This is a genomic window from Curtobacterium sp. VKM Ac-2889 (assembly GCF_015350855.1).
Taxonomy (GTDB): domain Bacteria; phylum Actinomycetota; class Actinomycetes; order Actinomycetales; family Microbacteriaceae; genus Curtobacterium; species Curtobacterium poinsettiae.
Genome location: NZ_JADKSC010000001.1, coordinates 1,003,009 through 1,016,785 on the forward strand (window position 1 = coordinate 1,003,009; position 13,777 = coordinate 1,016,785).

Sequence of the window (13,777 nt, forward strand, 5' to 3'; positions counted from 1 at the left end):
CGCTTCAGCGCAGCTCGCGCCCGCCGCCCCAGACGCGCTCGACCTCGAGCGCCGACGACAGCGCCACGAGGTCCGCGGCGAACCCCGGCGCCAGCCGGCCCAGGCGGTCGCCGAGCCCCAGCGCGCCGGCCGGCACGCTCGTCAGCGCCGCCACGGCCTCGGGCAGGGTCCGCCCGGCGAGCGAGACCGCGTTGCGGAGCGCGACGTCCTGCGTCAGTGTCGATCCCGCGATGGTCTCGGTCCCCGCGACGTGTGCGACGCCGTCGGTCACCGTGACGTCGAGCGACCCGAGTCGGTACGAGCCGTCCGCGGCGCCGGCAGCACCCATCGCATCGGTGATCAGCGCGACACGACCCGGCGTCGCCCGGAAGAGCGTGTCCGCCACGACCGGGTGCACGTGCACGCCGTCCAGGATGAGTTCGAGCGTCACGCGGTCGTCCGCCACGGCAGCGCCGATCGGTCCCGGCGCGCGGTGGTGCAGGCCGGGCATCGCGTTGCACGCGTGGGTCAGGATCGTCGCGCCGGCGTCGAAGGCGGCCCGGGCCTGGTCGTACGTGCCGACCGTGTGGCCGACGGCGACCGTGACACCGGCTTCGACGAACCGACGGACGGCGTCGAGCGCGCCCGGCAGCTCGGGCGCGATGGTGACCTGGCGGATGACGCCCTCGCCCGCTTCGAGCAACGCGTCGACCGCAGCGGGCGTCGGGTCGATCAGGAACGACTCGTTGTGGGCGCCCTTGTTGTGCGGGGACAGGAACGGCCCCTCCAGGTGCACGCCGAGCACGAGTGGGTCGGTCGCCATCACGGCACGGACGTGGGTCAGCGACGCCACCAGCGCGGGGACCGGGTTCGCGACGAGCGACAGGACGGAACGGGTCGTGCCGTGCGCGCGGTGCATCGCGAGCGAGCCGTCGAACGAGTCGTCCTCGTACGCCTCGGTCGCCCCACCGTGCCCGTGCAGGTCCACGAACCCGGGCGTCAGGACCCGGTCGCCCAGGTCGACGACCTGGTCGGCCGCGGGGGCCTCGGGGCCGGAGCCGGTCGCGTGGATCGTGTCACCGACGACCAGGACCCAGCCGTCGGCCGTGGTGCCGGCCGCGTCGACGACGCGGGCCGCGCGGACCAGCGTGCGCTGGGCCTCCCGGCCGGTCTGGAGGCCCGTGGCGGTCATGCGGTCTCCTTGCGGAACGCGATCACGCCGCTCAGGGCGGCGATCACGATGAAGACGATCCCGACGACCGGATGGCCGATGGAGATCCAGGTCGCGCCTGCGGCGACGACCAGGGCGACCTCGACGATGGTCTTGCCGACGATGTCGGTCTCGATCGGAGAGCGCGGTGAGCGGAAGAAGTACCAGACGACCGCGGCGAACAGCGGGGCGCCGACCATGAACAGGTAGCCGGGGAGTGGGAGCTGCCACGACCAGTAGCCCCAGAAGGCCAGGGACAACAGCCCGAACACCATCACGGCGATGCGCAGGACCTTCCAGGCCTCGAACCGCGGTCGCGGCTGCCGGACGGCTGCCGGGTCGGGGACCGATTCCCAGTCGACGGGGGACTGCGGGGCGTTGGTCATGGTGCTGCCTACTTGAAGATGATGGTGCGGGCGCCGTCGAGCAGGACGCGGTCCTCGGCGATCCAGCGCACCGCCTGGGTGAGCGTGCGGGACTCCTCGTCCTGCCCGATGGACACCAGCTCGGCCGGTTCTTTGGTGTGGTCGACGCGGACGACGTTCTGCTCGATGATCGGGCCCTCGTCGAGGTCGCTCGTGACGAAGTGCGCGGTCGCGCCGATGAGCTTCACCCCGCGGGCGTGCGCCTGCCGGTACGGGTTCGCGCCCTTGAAGCCGGGCAGGAACGAGTGGTGGATGTTCACGGCACGGCCCTCGAGCGCGGCGCAGAGTCCGGGCGACAGGATCTGCATGTAGCGGGCGAGGACGACGAGCTCGATGTCGTGCTCCTCCACCGCCTGCAGCACGCGCCGCTCCATCTGCTCCTTCGACTCGGCGTCGGTGACCGGGCGGTGCTCGAACGGCACGGAGTAGAACGCGGCGAGCTCGGACAGGTCCGCGTGGTTCGACAGCACGAGGGGCACCTCGATCGGCAGCTGTCCGCCGCGCTGCCGGTAGAGCAGGTCGTTGAGGCAGTGACCGGCCTTCGACACGAGCACGAGGGTGCGCAGCGGACGACCGACGACGTCGAGCTGGACGCGGGCGTCGTAGCGGGTGGCGACGGGCGCGAGTGCTGCCTCGAAGGCGGCGCGGTCGACCGGCGCCATCACCTGCAGGCGCATGAAGAACGTGTTGGTGTCGGCGCTGGAGAACTGCTGCGACTCGGTGATGTTGCCCTGGGCGGCGACGATCGCTCCGGAGACGGCGTGCACGATCCCGGGCTGGTCGTCGCAGACGAGCGTCAGGGTCCAGTGCGTGGGGGTCGGGTCGGTCACCGGATCAGGGTACCGGCCGCGGGGGAGGTGCTTCGTGAGCACGAATGGTCGAGTGCGCCGCGGCGACTCGACCATTCGTGCTCAAGAAGCGTCAGCGCCGGTGCGCGAGCAGGCGGCGGACGAAGGAGACCTCCATGCACAGGGCCAGGACCGTCGCGGCGATGCCGCTGCCGACGGACGCGGAACCCCGGTCGGCGTTGACGATCGCCGCGATCGGGATGCCGATGCAGAGGATGCCGCAGATCACCACGTTCCAGATCGCGCCTGCCGTGGTGTCACTGCTGAACCCGCCGCCCTTCGCCATGCCCCGACGCTACCGGTCCGCGGGCGGCGAGGCTCCAGGACGTCCGGCGGTCGTCGAGTGAGCAGAAGACGTCGGGTGCGGGGGTGCGAGCCGTCGTCTTCTGCTCACTCGGCGTCGGGCGAGGCTTCCGATGTCGGTCAGGGAACGGCGGACCCGTCGTCGCCCGCGTCCGGCTCGAGCAACGGGAGCAGGGTCGCCGAGATCGGTTCCGCACCGTCGCCGAACCACGCGTTGCTCGCCCGGACGATCGGGTGGGCGCGTGCCAGCAGCGCCTCGCCCTGGTCGGTCAGTCGCATCCGGGAGGCCCGTCCCCGGCCCGGTGCGGCGCCCCGCTCCACGAGTCCCCGCGTCGAGAGCCCCCCGACGAGCGTCGTCATGCTCTGCGGTCGGACGCCGACCGCGCGCGCCAGGTCGGCCTGGCTGAGCTCGCCGGCCGCTGCGAGCTGGATGAGCGCGCCGAACTCGACGGGCGTCAACCCGAGCGGCGCCAGCTCGGCCGCGAGTCGGCGGGAGAGCGTCCGTGCGGCCCGGATGACCGTCCACGCCACGATGCCGTCGACGTCGTCGCGCGGGGCTGGGAGTTCCTGGGGCACGGGGCGATCGTACCGGCGTACGTTCTGGTATCAGGAAACTGATACCAGAACGGGTCAGTGGGACGAGGAGCAGACATGGGCGAGATCGTGGCGGTCACCGGCGTGACCGGGGACGTCGGGGGCAAGACCGCGGAGCTGCTGCGGGCGGCAGGGGTGACGGTCCGCGCAGTGGTCCGACGCCCCGAGCAGGTCGACGCGCTCCGGGCACGCGGCATCGACGGTCGCCTGGCCGACCTGGACGACGAGGACGCGCTCACCGCGGCGCTCGACGGGGCCGACCGCTTCTTCCTCGTGACGCCGGTCAGCCAGCGGCAGCGGGAGCAGGGCGCCAGCGGGGTCCGAGCGGCACAGCGGGCCGGGGTCGGACGGATCGTGCAGCTGTCGGGCGGAGACGCCGCCGAGCACTCCCCGATGTCGTGGGCGAGCGCCGCCTGGCACACCGACCGGCTGGTACGCGAGAGCGGGTTGGCGTGGACGATCCTGCACCCCTCGTCGTTCATGACGAACGTGCAGCCCTCGGCACCGGCGATCCGACGGGGGTGGTTCCCGCACACCACGGGCCGCGGGGTGATCGGCTGGATCGACACCGAGGACATCGCCCGGACGGCGGCGCGGGTGCTGACCGAGGACAGCCACGACGGCACCGAACCGGTGCTCACCGGCCCGGACCTGCTCGATGCGCGGGGTGTCGCCGCCGCGCTCGCCGAAGGGCTCGGCCGACCCGTGCGCCCCCTGCACCTGCCGAGCCGGGTCTACGCCGCTGTGCTGCGCCTGAGCGGGGTGCCCGCCTGGCAGGCCGAGGGGCTCCGGCAGCAGTTCGGCCGGGTCGTCCGCCGCGGCCTCGACGGCGTCGACGTGATGAGCGCCGACGTCCTGCGCATCACCGGCACCGCACCGCGGAGCCTGGCCGACTGGGCGCGAGCCCACCGCGACGACCTGCTGGGGTGACCCGTCGCGCCGGAGGTGATCCGGGCCTCCAGGCCGTGGGCCGTCAGCGCGACGTGAGCGTGACGACCAGGTGTTCCTGTACGAAGCCGAGCCAGTCGTAGACGTCGCGCAGGCCGACGCCCGCGTCGGCCTCGACCGAGCGCTCCTCGTCGTCGGCGTCCTCGATGCCCAGCCGGTCGGCGATCGTCAGCCGCAGGTCGGTGAGGGTGCGGAGCCACGCCTGCTCGTCCTCGGCGTCGAGCGAACCGTCGCGGGTGCCCGTCAGCCACTCGTGCACGATCGAGGCGTTCGTCGTCTTCTGCGTGAGCAGGTCGGACTGCGTGTACTTCCGGAACTCCGCGCTCGCCTCGTCGTCACCGGGGTAGGCGTCGGGGAACATCCGCTCGCTGATCGGGTCGGTGGACAGGTCGCCGCCGAGCACCTGCCGCAGCTGCTCGGTGAGCGAGGCGAGCAGCTCGCGCTCGCCGGAGGACAGGCCGAGGTGGACGCCGTCGGCGCGGCGGACGAACGGGATCACGCTTCGGGGGCCTTGTCGACGGTCGCCTGCAGGCCGTAGCCGTGCATCGACTGGACGTGGGCCTCCATCGACTCGCGCGGGCCCGTTGCCACGATCGCGCGGCCGTCGTCGTTCACCTGGTGCATGAGCCGCTCGGCCTGCGCGCGCGAGAACCCGAAGTGCTGCTGGAAGACGTAGGTGACGTAGGACATCAGGTTGACCGGGTCGTCCCAGACCACGGTGACCCACGGGGTGTCCGCCCGTGCACTGGTCCGTTCGTCCGTGGTGGTCCGTTCGTCCACGTCGGGCGAGAGCAGCGTCATGCATCCAGGGTGACACAGGGCGGGGTCGCTCGGTACGATCGTCACGTCGCGACTGGCGTTGGATGGGTCACCATCAGGGAGCGACAAAGACACGGTGCGCGGCCGTACGCCTGGGCTGCACCGACCGACCGTCCGAGTGCGACCAGCTGGTCGTCCGCACACCGTAGGAGTCCCGTGTCCATTGCCGATCTGCCCCCGTTCGTCTCCGACTCTGCCGAGGTGGCCGAGCAGGCCGCCGCCCGCGCCGCGTTCAACGCCCCGCTCACCGAGGTCGACCCCGAGATCGCCGCCGTCCTGCAGCAGGAGCTCGGCCGCCAGCGCGACACCCTCGAGATGATCGCGTCCGAGAACTTCGTGCCGCGTGCCGTGCTCGAGTCGCAGGGCTCCGTGCTCACCAACAAGTACGCCGAGGGCTACCCGGGCAAGCGCTACTACGGCGGCTGCGAGTACGTCGACGTCGCCGAGCAGCTCGCCATCGACCGTGCCAAGGCGCTGTTCGGTGCCGAGTACGCCAACGTCCAGCCGCACTCCGGCGCGACGGCCAACGCCGCTGTCCTGCACGCCATCGCCTCGGCGGGCGACACCATCCTCGGCCTCGAGCTCGCCCACGGTGGTCACCTGACCCACGGCATGAAGCTGAACTTCTCGGGCCGCATCTACAACGCCGTGGCGTACGGCGTCGACCCGGAGACGTTCGAGGTCGACTACGACGACATCCGCGCCAAGGCCATCGAGCACCAGCCGAAGGTCCTGATCGCCGGCTGGTCCGCCTACCCGCGCCAGCTCGACTTCGCGAAGTTCCGCGAGATCGCGGACGAGGTCGGCGCGAAGCTCTGGGTCGACATGGCGCACTTCGCCGGCCTCGTCGCCGCCGGGCTGCACCCGTCCCCGGTCCCACACGCCCACGTCGTCTCGTCGACGGTCCACAAGACCCTGGGGGGCCCCCGCTCGGGCATCATCCTGTCGAACGACGAGACCCTGTTCAAGAAGCTGAACTCCGCGGTCTTCCCGGGCCAGCAGGGCGGCCCGCTCATGCACGTGATCGCCGCCAAGGCCACCGCGTTCCTGCTCGCCGGCACCCCCGAGTTCAAGGACCGTCAGGAGCGCACGATCCGCGGCGCCCAGGCCCTCGCCGCCCGCCTGACCGCGGACGACGCCAAGGCCGCGGGCATCGACGTGCTCACCGGTGGCACCGACGTGCACCTGGTGCTCGTCGACCTGCGCACGTCCGAGGTCGACGGCAAGCAGGCCGAAGACCTGCTGCACGAGGTCGGCATCACCGTGAACCGCAACTCCGTGCCGTTCGACCCGCGCCCGCCGATGGTCACCTCGGGTGTCCGCATCGGCACCTCGGCGCTGGCGACCCGCGGCTTCGGCGACGCCGAGTTCACCGAGGTGGCCGACATCATCGCGCTGACCCTCATGCCGACCCCGGACGTCGCAGCGCTCTCGGCACGGGTGAAGGCCCTGACCGACGCGTTCCCGCTGTACGCGTGAGCGGCACGATCCCTCGGACGCTCTGGGCCGGAGAGGGCAGTGCCGTCCGCATCGACGGCACGGCCCTCGCCGCCCGGACGCTCGACGAACTGCGGGGCCGGATCGACCGCCTGCACGAGCACGGCATCCGTCCGGGCCTCGGCACGATCATGGTCGGCGCGAACCCCGGCTCGATGTCCTACGTCGCGGGCAAGCACCGCGACTCGGGGTCGATCGGCCTCGACTCGCACCGCATCGACCTGCCGTCGTCCGCGAGCGCCGCGGACATCCGGGCCGCGATCCTGCAGATGAACGACGACCCCCGCGTCACCGCCTTCATCGTGCAGCTCCCGCTGCCGCAGGGCATCGACCCGACGCCGATGCTCGAGCTGATGGACCCGGCGAAGGACGCCGACGGCCTGCACCCGACGAACCTCGGCGAGCTGGTGCTCGCCGTGCCGGGTGGTGCCGGCACGATCGACGCACCGCTGCCGTGCACCCCGCGGGGCATCGTCGCGATGCTCGACGCGTACGAGATCCCGATCCGTGGTGCGCACGTGACGATCATCGGCCAGGGGCTGACCGTCGGACGGCCGCTCGGCCTGCTGCTCACGCGACTCGAGGCCACCGCGACCCTGACGCACTCGCTGACCGCCGACGTCGCCGCGGAGTGCCGTCGCGCCGACATCATCGTCGCCGCTGCCGGGGTCGCCGGGCTCGTCAAGCCGGACTGGGTGCAGCCCGGTGCCGCCGTGATCGACGTGGGCATCACCCGCGTGGTCAACGAGGAGACCGGCAAGGCGAAGCTGCACGGCGACGTCGACCCCGCGGTCGCATCGGTCGCGGGCTTCCTGTCGCCGACTCCCGGTGGTGTCGGGCCGATGACCCGCGCGATGCTGATGAAGAACGTGGTCGAGGCCGCCGAGCGCCAGCTGTCGTAGCACGCGCGGTCGCGCGGGGCTCGGCGCGGTCGCGATCGTGAGCAGCAATGGTCGGGTGGCGTCATCGCACCCGACCATTGCTGCTCACGAGGTGCACCCCGCCGGTGCTACGGTCGCGGCATGGGGGACGAACGACTGCAGTCGGCGCCGGTGATGCGACCCCGGACCGAGCCGTCGCAACTGACGAAGGACGCCCGGTGGCTGATCGTCATCGTGGCGATCTGCGTGCTGTTCCAGGCTCCGGGGTCGAGCTGGGCGACGACCTTCGTACACGCCGGCCAGGAGTACACGTTCACGTCGGGTCCCTGGTTCGGGTGGACGCTCGCGACGGTGGGGTTCGCGGTCGTCGGGTTCGTCGTCGCGATCGCCCGCCGTGGGGCAGCCCGGTTCGACGAGCACACCGTGATGGGCCTGACCCTGGCTGCCGTGCTCGGGACCACCGCGCTGGTGTGGCTGCTCATGCCGGCGCAGTCCACGTGGGTGGAGTGGGCCGTGGAGCACGGTCGGCCACACCCGTTCGTGCTCGGGAACGTCGTGGAGCACGTCCGGTACGCGGACTACCTCGGCTGAGTCGGCCGAGCCGTCGAACGCGCGGCGGCCACGGCTCGTCCGGCCTCGACGTGCTTTCGTGCTGAACGACAGCTCACGGGCTGATCGCCGCGTGACCTGTCGCTGAGCGCGAAACGTCGAGCGCCGAGCGGCCGAGCGCGCGGGTGACGGCCTGCGCCGCAGCGGTCAGTCGCGCCGAGCGCCCTGCGCGGCGCGCACCGTGAACACGTTCGGCTCGCGGTACCCGGCGTCGGCGAACGCGGCGGTGACTGCTGCGGCGATCGCGTCACGCGACGCCTGGTCGACGAGCGCGATCGCCGCACCGCCGAACCCCCCGCCGGTCATGCGGGCACCGACGGCGCCGTGCTCGACGGCCGTGGCGACGGCCAGGTCGAGCTCCGGAACGGAGATCTCGAAGTCGTCGCGCATCGACTCGTGCGACGCGACCAGCAGTGGACCGATCGCCCAAGGGCCCTGTTCGCGCAGGGTGCGGACGGTGTCCAGGACACGCTGGTCCTCGGTCACGATGTGCCGCACACGACGGAAGGTCTCGTCGTCCAGGAGCTCCTGCGCACGGGGCAGGTCCTCGATGCTGACGTCACGCAGTGCCTCGACGCCGAGCACTTCGGCACCCTTCTCGCACGAGGCCCGACGAGCCGCGTAGCCACCGGTCGCGTGGGCGTGCTCGACACGGGTGTCGATCACCAGGACCTCGAGCCCGTTCGCTTCGAGCGCCAGGTCGACGACGGCGGTGTCGAGCGTGCGGCAGTCGAGGAACACGACGGCGTCCTGCTCGCCGAGCAGCGAGGCCGACTGGTCCATGATCCCGGTGGGGGCGCCCACAGCGTGGTTCTCCGAGTACTGCCCGACGCGCGCCAGGGACTTCCGGTCGAGGCCGAGTGCCCACAGGTCGTTGAACGCCAGGGCGACACCGCACTCGATCGCGGCACTGGACGACAGGCCGGCACCGACCGGGACCTCGGAGTCGATGAAGACGTCGAACCCGGTCTTGTCGCTCAGATCGGCACCCGCCTGCTCGCGCAGGGCCCAGGCGATCCCGAAGACGTAGGCCGACCAGCCGTCCATGGCCCCGGGCGACAGGTCGTCGAGGGACAGTGCGACAGGCTCGCTCGCGGCGTCGAAGGCCGATGCGACGCGGATCATCCGATCGTCGCGCTGGGCGATGGACGCGGTGGTGCGGCGGTCGATCGCGAAGGGCAACACGTAGCCGTCGTTGTAGTCGGTGTGCTCACCGATCAGGTTGACGCGACCCGGTGCGGAGTACCGCACCGTCGGCTCGTACCTGTAGACCTGCTGGAACGTCATGCGCGCTCGACTCCTTGTCGGATGAATTCGGCCGCCTTCTCGGGCACGAGGTCCCCGATCCAGGCGCCCATGGCGGCTTCGCTGCCGGCCAGGAACTTCAACTTGTCCGCCGCGCGTCGCGGCGAGGTGATCTGCAGCATCAGCCGCACGGTGTCGCGGGCGGTGTGCACCGGCGCCTGGTGCCACGCGGCGATGTACGGTGTCGGGTCGCCGTAGAGCGCGTCGAGCCCACGGGTGAGCCGGAGGTGCATGTGCGCCAGCTCGTCCTTCTCGGCGTCGGTCAGGCCGGCGAAGTCGGGCACGTGGCGGTGCGGCAGCATGTGGATCTCGATGGGCCAGCGCGCGGCGAACGGGACGAAGGCGGTGAAGTGCTCGCCGGCGAGGACGACCCGCTCGGAACCCCGCTCGTTCGCGAGGTGCTGCTCGAACAGGTCCGGCCCGAACCGCTCGATGCTCGCGAGCAGGCGCTGGGTGCGCGGCGTGATGTACGGGTACGAGTAGATCTGCCCGTGCGGGTGGTGCAGCGTGACGCCGATCGCCTCGCCCCGGTTCTCGAAGGGGAACACCTGCTGGATGCCCGGCATCGCGGAGAGCGCGGCGGTGCGGTCGGCCCAGGCTTCGACGACGGTGCGGGCACGCGACTCGGAGATGGAGGCGAAGGAACCCGAGGTCTCGGGGGAGAAGCACACGACCTCGCACCGGCCGACCGAACGGAGCTGGCGGTTCAGGCCGACGTCGCTCAGGGAGTCGAGCGACTCGGGGGCGTCGTCGGCTTCGAGCAGCGGGCCGAACGACGGTGAGCGGTTCTCGAACACCGCGACGTCGTAGCGGCTCGGGATCTCGGACGGGTTGGCCGGGCTCTGGGGCGCGAGCGGGTCCTGGTCGGCCGGCGGCAGGAACACACGGTTCTGCCGGGACGCAGCGATCGACACCCACTCACCCGTCAGGACGTCCTGCCGCATCCGCGCCGTCTCGGGCCGCGGGTCGAGCACGCGGTCGTCGATGCTGCGTTCCGCGGGCAGCGTCGAGTCGGCGTCGTCGAAGTAGAAGAGGTCGCGGCCGTCCGCGAGCTTCGTCACGCGCTTGGTGATCACCGGAACAGCCTAGCGCCCATCCGAAGCGTTGCGAAGGACATCGGAAGCAAGCGAAACTGTCCACATGACGGACGCCGACCTCTCCTTCCTCGCCGGCGCGCTGCCCGCGCCCCTGCGGCAGGACCGCATCGTCGCGATCGTCGACGGTGCCCCGGGCATGGTCCGGACGGCCGCGTTGGCCGCGTCCCTCGGCACCAGCGAGGTGACGGTCCGCCAGGACCTCGCCGTCCTCGACCAGGAGGCCCGGATCCGCCGGGTGCACGGGGGCGCGGTCCGCCTCGGGGCCGGCTCCACCGAGCGCCCCTTCGAGGAGACCGCCGTCGAGCACCAGGTGGCCAAGGCAGCCATCGGCCGTGCGGCCGCGGCGCTGGTGCGGCCGGGGGAGTGCGTCGTCCTCGACGTCGGCACCACGCCGGCCGCCGTCGCCGAGGCGCTCGTGGCCCGGACCGAGCTCACGGGAGTCACCGTCGTCACGAACTCTCTCACCACCGCGCTCGCGCTCGAGCGAGCGGTCCCGCGCTTCACCGTGATCGTCACCGGCGGCACCCTCCGGCCCCTGCAGCACTCGCTCGTCGCACCCTTCAACGGCGCCGTCCTGCCGATGATCGCGGCCGACCTCGTGTTCCTCGGCGGCACCGGCCTCGACGTCGACCACGGCCTGACGAACGTGAACCTGCCCGAGACCGAGGCCAAGCGGATGCTCGCCACGACGGCCCGGCGTACCGTCGTGGTCGCGGACGGGTCGAAGTTCGGCCGGGCCCACATCGGGGTCGTCCGCGCGCTCGAGGACATCGACGTCGTCGTCACCGCCGAGGCCGACGCCGACGCGGTCGCCACGATCCGGGCGGCCGGGGCCCAGGTGATCGTCGCCGACGGCGAGCAGCGCACCGAACCAGCCGGAAGGAAGAACACCCCATGACCGCAGCACCCACTGGTGGCCAGTACCGCCTCCACCACGCCGGACCCGACGGGGTCGTCGAAGCCGTGGTCACCGAGGTCGCCGCGGGCATCCGCGAACTCCGTGTCGCCGGCTTCGACATCACCGAGCCGTTCCCCGTCACCGAGCAGCCGCCGGGCGCGAACGGCATCGTCCTGGCGCCCTGGCCGAACCGCGTCGCCGGTGGTGTGTGGGAGCTCGAGGGCAAGCGGCAGCAGCTCGACATCTCGGAGCCGAAGTACGGCAACGCCTCGCACGGGCTGCTCCGCTTCGCCCCGTACCGGGTGGTGTCGCAGGCCGAGACGTCGATCCAGCAAGAAGCGACGATCCACCCGCAGCACGGGTGGCCCTTCACCCTCGAGACGCGCGTGCTGCACGAGCTCGTCGACGACGGCATCCGTGTCACGCACGAGGTCACGAACCGCTCGGGCGTCCGCGCACCCTTCGCCGTCGGCGCGCACCCGTACCTGCGTGCCGGTGACACCCCCGCCGACGACCTGGTCGTCACGCTCGACGCCGCGACCGCCTTCACCGTCGACGAGCAGAAGGTGCCGAACGGGTCGGTGCCGGTCGAGGGCACGCCGTACGACCTCCGTCAGGGCCGGCGGGCCGGGGACTCGGACCTCGACACCGCGTACACGGACGTCACCCCCGACGCCGAGGGGATCCGCCGCACGACGATGCACGGGCCCGAGGGCGACGGGGTGGAGCTCTGGCAGGACGCCTCGTTCCCGTACGTGCAGGTCTTCACGTCGCGCGAGTACCCGCGCGGCGACGGGAAGGGCCTGGCCGTCGCGGTGGAACCGATGACGGCGCCCGCGAACGCCCTGAACTCCGGCGAGGGCCTGCGCTGGCTCGAGCCCGACGAGACCTGGACCGGTTCGTGGGGGATCCGCCGCGTCTGGTCCTGAGGACTCCGGTCGGCTCGCACCGCTGACACGACGAAGGCCCCGCCGGGTGTCCGGCGGGGCCTTGTGCGTTCGTGTCGGAAGCCGGGCGTCAGCCGCGGCGCATCCGGAGCGCCTCGACCGCGAGGGACTCGGTGGCGTACCGGCCGACCTCGTGCGCCCAGGCTGGGTCGTCGCCGCGGAGCGCGATGAAGTCCTTGCGCTGGCGGCAGACGTAACCGAGCACGGCGGTGGCGGTCGCGACCTCGATGAAGTCCTTGCGGATGTGGCGGGTCGTGACCTGGGCGTTGCGGCGGAGCGTGTCGAGCAGGAGCTCGTTGCTCATCGTCGTGTTGGTCGCTGCTGCGAGCTCGACGATGCGGCGCGCGTCACCGGTGGTGCTGGTCTGCGTGGCTTCGATGGGCTCGATCACGGTGTACCCCGTTCGTTCGTGGTGGTGCGGTGCTGCAGGATCCGGTGATCGGATCCGGGAACGACACTATCGGCGGGAGCCCAACAGTCCGCTGGGGACCGACTGTGCTGTGCAGGGGATCTCCCATGAGCTCGCTGGGGACGGGTTGTACCCCGTTCAGGAGCGGACGGCACCCGTCAGGCGCACCGGGCACTGTCGGCGGGGGTGGCGAGGGCGTCCAGCGCCTCGCTGACGCGGTCAGCCAGGTACTGGTGGCCGGCGTCGTTCGGGTGCCCGCCGTCGGGCGCCGAGTACCCGGGACTGTTCGTGGTCGTGAACCACCGGCCGGCGAGGGCATCGATGTAGGGGACCCCGACTGTGGCTGCAGCCGACGAGACCGAGGCGGCGACACCGACCGTGGTCTTCGCGTGCGGCAGGGGTGCCGACGGACCGAACGCGACGACGACCGCGTCCGGCCAGGTCTGCTGCGCCGTGCGGAGCGTGCGCTCGACGGCGGCGCGCAGGGTGTCGGCGTCGACGAGCCAGTCGTTCTGGCTGCCCTGCACGATCACCAGTTCCGGGTCGAAGGAGGCGTCTCGTTCGATCCGGGGACCGAACGTGAAGTGCGACGAACCGGAGGCGCCGACGTCGACGTAGCCGGTGCCCGGGTAGTCGTCGATCTTTGCCTTCCACCCGCGGTCCTCGCTGATGTCCTGGGCCCAGCCGTGGATCCCGCTGGTCGACCCACGACCGGACGTGTACGAGTCGCCGACGATCAGGACACGCGATCCGGGCTCGATCGCCGCCGCGATCCGCTCGGCCGAGACCCCGGGGGCCGCGACGGCCGAGGCCGAGGTCGACGAGGAGACGGGCTGGCAGGCGCTCGACACGCTCGGCAGGATCAGCAGGAGTCCGGAGACCCCGAGTGCCATGGCGCCGAGGGCGAGTGCGGGGACGAGTCTGCGGCGGCGTCGCGGCATCGTCGCCGGGTCGGTGGAGGTGCCCGGCCGTTCGCGCTGCGATCCTCGGCCCATCGGACCGATTGTA

General features: G+C 71.8%; 17 protein-coding genes and 1 riboswitch. Of the genes, 6 read left to right on the forward strand and 11 right to left on the reverse strand.

Annotation, left to right across the window (positions count from 1 at the left end; genetic code table 11):
• Positions 1-4: 4 nt before the first annotated feature.
• The 5 genes from nagA to ITJ50_RS05045 all read right to left on the reverse strand — a co-directional run bounded on the left by nagA (position 5) and on the right by ITJ50_RS05045 (position 3,341).
• Complete coding sequence (nagA, locus tag ITJ50_RS05025; RefSeq protein ID WP_042539248.1) at positions 5-1,171, reverse strand: N-acetylglucosamine-6-phosphate deacetylase; 1,167 nt, start codon at positions 1,169-1,171, stop codon at positions 5-7.
• Positions 1,168-1,575, reverse strand: coding sequence for a YrdB family protein (locus ITJ50_RS05030; protein WP_052481808.1), 408 nt, complete (start codon positions 1,573-1,575; stop codon positions 1,168-1,170). The genes nagA and ITJ50_RS05030 overlap by 4 nt, the downstream gene beginning before the upstream one ends.
• Positions 1,576-1,583: 8 nt before the next feature.
• Positions 1,584-2,444 carry a formyltetrahydrofolate deformylase gene (gene purU / locus ITJ50_RS05035; protein WP_031260247.1) on the reverse strand — a complete coding sequence of 287 codons (861 nt, stop codon included), beginning with the start codon at positions 2,442-2,444 and terminating at the stop codon, positions 1,584-1,586.
• A 91-nt stretch (positions 2,445-2,535) separates the two neighbouring features.
• Complete coding sequence (locus ITJ50_RS05040) at positions 2,536-2,748, reverse strand: hypothetical protein (protein WP_194590026.1); 213 nt, start codon at positions 2,746-2,748, stop codon at positions 2,536-2,538.
• A gap of 137 nt (positions 2,749-2,885) precedes the next feature.
• Positions 2,886-3,341, reverse strand: a complete 456-nt coding sequence (locus ITJ50_RS05045; RefSeq protein ID WP_111032312.1) for a MarR family winged helix-turn-helix transcriptional regulator — start codon at positions 3,339-3,341, stop codon at positions 2,886-2,888.
• 75 nt (positions 3,342-3,416) lie between these two features.
• On the opposite strand from ITJ50_RS05045, the gene ITJ50_RS05050 reads away from it, so the two are divergent.
• Positions 3,417-4,289 (forward strand): NAD(P)H-binding protein, encoded by an 873-nt coding sequence (locus tag ITJ50_RS05050; RefSeq protein ID WP_052481810.1) that lies wholly within the window; start codon positions 3,417-3,419, stop codon positions 4,287-4,289.
• A 43-nt stretch (positions 4,290-4,332) separates the two neighbouring features.
• On the opposite strand, the gene ITJ50_RS05055 is transcribed toward ITJ50_RS05050, so the two are convergent.
• Positions 4,333-4,806, reverse strand: coding sequence for a DUF2017 family protein (locus ITJ50_RS05055; RefSeq protein WP_194590027.1), 474 nt, complete (start codon positions 4,804-4,806; stop codon positions 4,333-4,335).
• Positions 4,803-5,108, reverse strand: a complete 306-nt coding sequence (clpS, locus tag ITJ50_RS05060) for an ATP-dependent Clp protease adapter ClpS (protein ID WP_042539252.1) — start codon at positions 5,106-5,108, stop codon at positions 4,803-4,805. The genes ITJ50_RS05055 and clpS overlap by 4 nt, the downstream gene beginning before the upstream one ends.
• A 38-nt stretch (positions 5,109-5,146) precedes the next feature.
• A riboswitch (ZMP/ZTP riboswitch) is annotated at positions 5,147-5,231 on the forward strand.
• A gap of 96 nt (positions 5,232-5,327) precedes the next feature.
• Here clpS and glyA point away from each other — a divergent pair.
• The 3 genes from glyA to ITJ50_RS05075 all read left to right on the forward strand — a co-directional run bounded on the left by glyA (position 5,328) and on the right by ITJ50_RS05075 (position 8,095).
• Positions 5,328-6,605: a serine hydroxymethyltransferase gene (gene glyA, locus ITJ50_RS05065; protein ID WP_194590108.1), complete on the forward strand. Its 1,278-nt coding sequence runs from the start codon at positions 5,328-5,330 to the stop codon at positions 6,603-6,605.
• Positions 6,602-7,525: a tetrahydrofolate dehydrogenase/cyclohydrolase catalytic domain-containing protein gene (locus ITJ50_RS05070; protein ID WP_194590028.1), complete on the forward strand. Its 924-nt coding sequence runs from the start codon at positions 6,602-6,604 to the stop codon at positions 7,523-7,525. The genes glyA and ITJ50_RS05070 overlap by 4 nt, the downstream gene beginning before the upstream one ends.
• Positions 7,526-7,645: 120 nt before the next feature.
• A complete protein-coding gene (locus tag ITJ50_RS05075; RefSeq protein WP_194590029.1) occupies positions 7,646-8,095 on the forward strand; it encodes a hypothetical protein in 450 nt (149 codons plus the stop codon).
• Positions 8,096-8,260: 165 nt separating this feature from the next.
• Here the strand turns inward: ITJ50_RS05075 and galK are convergent, their stop codons facing one another.
• A complete protein-coding gene (gene galK, locus ITJ50_RS05080) occupies positions 8,261-9,400 on the reverse strand; it encodes a galactokinase (protein WP_194590030.1) in 1,140 nt (379 codons plus the stop codon).
• Positions 9,397-10,494: a galactose-1-phosphate uridylyltransferase gene (galT, locus tag ITJ50_RS05085; protein ID WP_071250247.1), complete on the reverse strand. Its 1,098-nt coding sequence runs from the start codon at positions 10,492-10,494 to the stop codon at positions 9,397-9,399. Before galT ends, galK begins: the two co-directional genes overlap by 4 nt.
• Before the next feature lie 64 nt (positions 10,495-10,558).
• On the opposite strand from galT, the gene ITJ50_RS05090 reads away from it, so the two are divergent.
• A complete protein-coding gene (locus tag ITJ50_RS05090; protein ID WP_017888102.1) occupies positions 10,559-11,413 on the forward strand; it encodes a DeoR/GlpR family DNA-binding transcription regulator in 855 nt (284 codons plus the stop codon).
• Positions 11,410-12,342 (forward strand): aldose 1-epimerase family protein, encoded by a 933-nt coding sequence (locus ITJ50_RS05095; protein ID WP_042539257.1) that lies wholly within the window; start codon positions 11,410-11,412, stop codon positions 12,340-12,342. The genes ITJ50_RS05090 and ITJ50_RS05095 overlap by 4 nt, the downstream gene beginning before the upstream one ends.
• 88 nt (positions 12,343-12,430) lie before the next feature.
• Here the strand turns inward: ITJ50_RS05095 and ITJ50_RS05100 are convergent, their stop codons facing one another.
• Complete coding sequence (locus ITJ50_RS05100) at positions 12,431-12,751, reverse strand: hypothetical protein (RefSeq protein ID WP_027466636.1); 321 nt, start codon at positions 12,749-12,751, stop codon at positions 12,431-12,433.
• A 176-nt stretch (positions 12,752-12,927) separates the two neighbouring features.
• Entirely contained in the window at positions 12,928-13,764 is an 837-nt protein-coding gene (locus ITJ50_RS05105; protein WP_194590031.1) for an SGNH/GDSL hydrolase family protein, read from the reverse strand.
• Positions 13,765-13,777 lie beyond the last annotated feature (13 nt).